The 3,330-nt window shown below is 61.6% G+C and carries 5 protein-coding genes; 3 read left to right on the forward strand and 2 right to left on the reverse strand.

Going from position 1 to position 3,330, the window contains the following annotated elements:
- Positions 1-154: 154 nt before the first annotated feature.
- Positions 155-361, forward strand: a complete 207-nt coding sequence (locus ENZ74_RS26305; protein ID WP_013530768.1) for a hypothetical protein — start codon at positions 155-157, stop codon at positions 359-361.
- 91 nt (positions 362-452) lie between these two features.
- Here the strand turns inward: ENZ74_RS26305 and ENZ74_RS26310 are convergent, their stop codons facing one another.
- Entirely contained in the window at positions 453-695 is a 243-nt protein-coding gene (locus tag ENZ74_RS26310) for a hypothetical protein (RefSeq protein WP_013530767.1), read from the reverse strand.
- Between the two features lie 278 nt (positions 696-973).
- Here ENZ74_RS26310 and ENZ74_RS26315 point away from each other — a divergent pair, with 278 nt between their 5' ends.
- Positions 974-1,291, forward strand: a complete 318-nt coding sequence (locus ENZ74_RS26315) for a hypothetical protein (protein ID WP_063168566.1) — start codon at positions 974-976, stop codon at positions 1,289-1,291.
- An 80-nt stretch (positions 1,292-1,371) separates the two neighbouring features.
- Here the strand turns inward: ENZ74_RS26315 and ENZ74_RS26320 are convergent, their stop codons facing one another.
- Positions 1,372-2,241 (reverse strand): NmrA/HSCARG family protein, encoded by an 870-nt coding sequence (locus tag ENZ74_RS26320; protein ID WP_013530765.1) that lies wholly within the window; start codon positions 2,239-2,241, stop codon positions 1,372-1,374.
- Positions 2,242-2,344: 103 nt separating this feature from the next.
- On the opposite strand from ENZ74_RS26320, the gene ENZ74_RS26325 reads away from it, so the two are divergent.
- Positions 2,345-3,229 carry a LysR family transcriptional regulator gene (locus tag ENZ74_RS26325; protein ID WP_013530764.1) on the forward strand — a complete coding sequence of 295 codons (885 nt, stop codon included), beginning with the start codon at positions 2,345-2,347 and terminating at the stop codon, positions 3,227-3,229.
- Positions 3,230-3,330: the final 101 nt, after the last annotated feature.

Raw genomic sequence — 3,330 nt, forward strand, 5'->3', positions numbered from 1 at the left:
GCCCCAACGCCCCCAGCGAGCCCTGTTGCTCCGTTACGATGAACAATGGAGCAATTAGTGTTTTACGGATCTGGGCGCCGTTAAGTTGCATCCGGCTCCTGAAACCATTTCGCGGACCCCGCGTTGACCACCGGGCCGACACAGGAGACATCTCATGACCGTCAACTGCCGCATATCGATCGACAACCGGCCGGAGGCCACGGACGCGGTTTTTCAGGCGGTTCCGCGGATCGGCGAAAGCGTTGCGCTGTCGATCGATGGAACCACGCAGGATCTGCGGGTATCGCGTGTCGTGCACGTCACCAATGGCAGCCTGGAAGGTGCCGCGATCGTCGTCGAAGTGACGACCAACATCCTCTGAATCGAGAGTTATGGTCCGCTGGGCCGGCCGGCACCGCGTTGCGGCGACCGGCAGCCTGAAAGGACTGGAGCGGCTCACGCGCGGTGAACCGCTACTCCTTGCCGCTTTCGGAAATGCCGTTGCCGCCGGCGGTTGGCAGGATACCGAAGTCTTGCGACTTCGCCCCTTGCTCCGCCGTCAGGAAGCCGTCTGAGGCAAGACCGCGCCGCAGCAATTCCCTGACCGCGGCCGAACGGCTCGGCATACGCTTGTCGAAGCGCCAGTTTTCCAGCGCAGCCAGCTCGTCTGACGTCAGCATGATCTGCAACCGTTCCGGGCGTTCCAGTTCAGTCATCGCGCTCCCTCGCTCAGGATCCCGATACCTCGAATGAGTATTCAACTCGCTTACCTAATAGTTAGGAAAGCGCTCCTAGCGCGTCAAGACCTCGGGATGAGTGAACTGCTTCTCATGCGCATGATGAGCCTGATGGTATTCGGCGTAAGGCGCATACTTGCATAACTATGCTAACTAGCTGATTTGTTTAGATATTATTTAATTCGTGACTTGCCAAGATGAAGCCCCTGCCGCATTGTGCAACCTGAACAGAAAACCGTTCCCTTTGGGAGGTTTCGATGCGGTATGATTACTCGGCGCGACTGCGCGATGACGTCCGTTCAGCGGTCCAGATCGCCTTCAGGAAGACCGGCATCGTCAGTATCACGGCGGTGGCGGAACATGTAAGGGTCAGGAACCTGGCCGAAAACATCGCCCTCGAGGACGTCGAATACATTGTCTTCCAGGCAGCCCAGCTGATTGGCGCCGCAATTGAATTCGACGGGCTCACCAATTTCGACGGCGTGGCTGGCCTGTTCGTGGATGGTCTCGGTGGCGACGATGGCGGGCGGATGATCGCCCAACGCGACGGGCCTGGTCCGGCCACCCTGCAGTAAGACGGTACCGGCTGAACAGGGGGCCTTCTCAAAAGGCCGCCCTGCTGTTTCTGAACCGGATGATGACCGGAGCCGTTCCGTCAGGCGGAGCCGGCGATTTGTGAGGCGAAGTCGCGATAGGGACGCAGAGGGCGGCCCAGAAGCGCGGTCAGGCGCTCCACGTCGCCGGCCTCGGGCAGCATGCCGTCGGTCAGGAACCGTTCGCCCATCAAGCGCATGTCGTAGGCCATCCAGGCAGGCAGGAACTGCTTGAGATTCTGCTCGAAACCTTCGGTGTTGTCGCCGCCGTAGCTGATCGGCCGGGCGAGCACGTCGGACCAGATGGCCGCGATATCCGTCCCGGTCAGTGTCTGCGGACCGACGAGGTTGATCCGCTCGAGCGCAAGCGGCTCCGCGGACCGTTCGCGGCGCAGCAGCTCGAGAGCGGCGATCTCGGCGATATCACGCACGTCGACCATGGCGAGACCTTTGGCGCCGATCGGCATTGTGTAGGTGCCATAGCCGGTGATGACGTCTTCGATCATCAGGTCGTTCTGGATGAAATAGGCCGGGCGCAGGATCGTAGCCTGGAAGCCCATCTGCTCGATCATTCGCTCGACGCCGAACTTGCCGGCGAAATGCGGCACGTTCACATACACGTCGGCATGGATCACCGAGAGATAGACGATCCGCTCGATGCCCGCCGATCGGGCGACGTTCAGCGCGACCAAAGCCTGGGTGAATTCGTCCGGCACCACGGCGTTCAAGAGGAACAGGGTGGAAACGCCGGACATGGCTTTGCGCAGTGAATCGACATCGAGAAAGTCGCCTTGCGCGACCGATACGCCCGCCGGGAAGCTGGCTTTCGACGGATCGCGGACGAGAGCACGGACGTCGGCGCCGCGCTTGACGAGGTGCTCGACGACTTGGCGGCCAACATTGCCTGTGGCGCCGGTAACGAGGATGGTCATGGAATTTCTCCTGTTGGGTTGCTTGACAGGCCCAATATGTGTGGCTCACAAACACTCAAACAGACCGAAATTTTAGACGCACCGTCTCACTGGTGGAACACCTATGGATATTCTGGCCCTCACCGATTTCAACCTCGTTGCCCGCCATGGCGGTTTCGGCAAGGCGGCACGGGCCACCGGCCGGCCCAAGGCAACCCTGTCGCGGCGCGTTGGAGACTTGGAGAGCAGCCTTGACCTGCGCCTGTTTGAACGGGGTGCGCGTAACCTGAAGCTGACCGAGGAAGGACGGGCGCTTTTCGAGCGGACGGGGGCGTTGCTTGCCGAACTGGACGAGACGGCCGCGGCGATCGCCTCGGGCGGTCAAAGACCCAAGGGGAGACTGCGGATCAGCGCGCCCCTGCTTTTTTCTCAGACCGCGATGGGGAGGATCGCCGCGGGATTTGCCCTCAAATTTCCGGAGGTGAGGCTGGAGGTCACGACGGAGGACCGGGCTGTGGACATGATCGAGGAAGGCTACGACCTGGTGATCCGGGTCAACCCGGATCCCGACGAAAGCTTGGTCGGACGGGCGTTTCTCCGCGACCGGCTGGTCGTCGTGGCGAGCCCTCACCTTCCTCGCACCGGTGGACCGGCCCCTGCCGTTGCGCGCGGGAAAGGCGAACGGCAAACATGGCACGTGAAGACCGAGGGTGGCCGGTCGACGATCAAAATCGAGCCGGTCCTCGCTTTGGGAACGCTCATTATGGTGCGCGATGCGGTGCGGGCGGGGGTCGGTGCGGCACGTCTTCCCATTTCGTTGGTGGCCCACGATTTGGCTGACGGCACGTTGGTGAATTGGGGGGACATCGACGCCCCTGAGATCGCTCTTTGGACGCTCTACCCCTCCCGGCGGCTGCTCAGCCCGCGCGTGTCGGCGTTCCTGGATTTTCTGAAACAGGCCTTCCCGAACGGGACGCCGGACGAACTGGCCGCCTATATCGGCAGGTGATGCCCGACCGCTTTCGCCGGCAAGAACTTTTATTTTTGGCGGAAGGAGTTTGCGGTGGAACAAGTTGGGGCGACGGCAATTACCTTGTCGCCCTACAAGAG

Source organism: Mesorhizobium sp. M7A.F.Ca.CA.002.15.2.1 (assembly GCF_003998715.1).
In the GTDB taxonomy this organism is placed as follows: domain Bacteria; phylum Pseudomonadota; class Alphaproteobacteria; order Rhizobiales; family Rhizobiaceae; genus Mesorhizobium; species Mesorhizobium ciceri.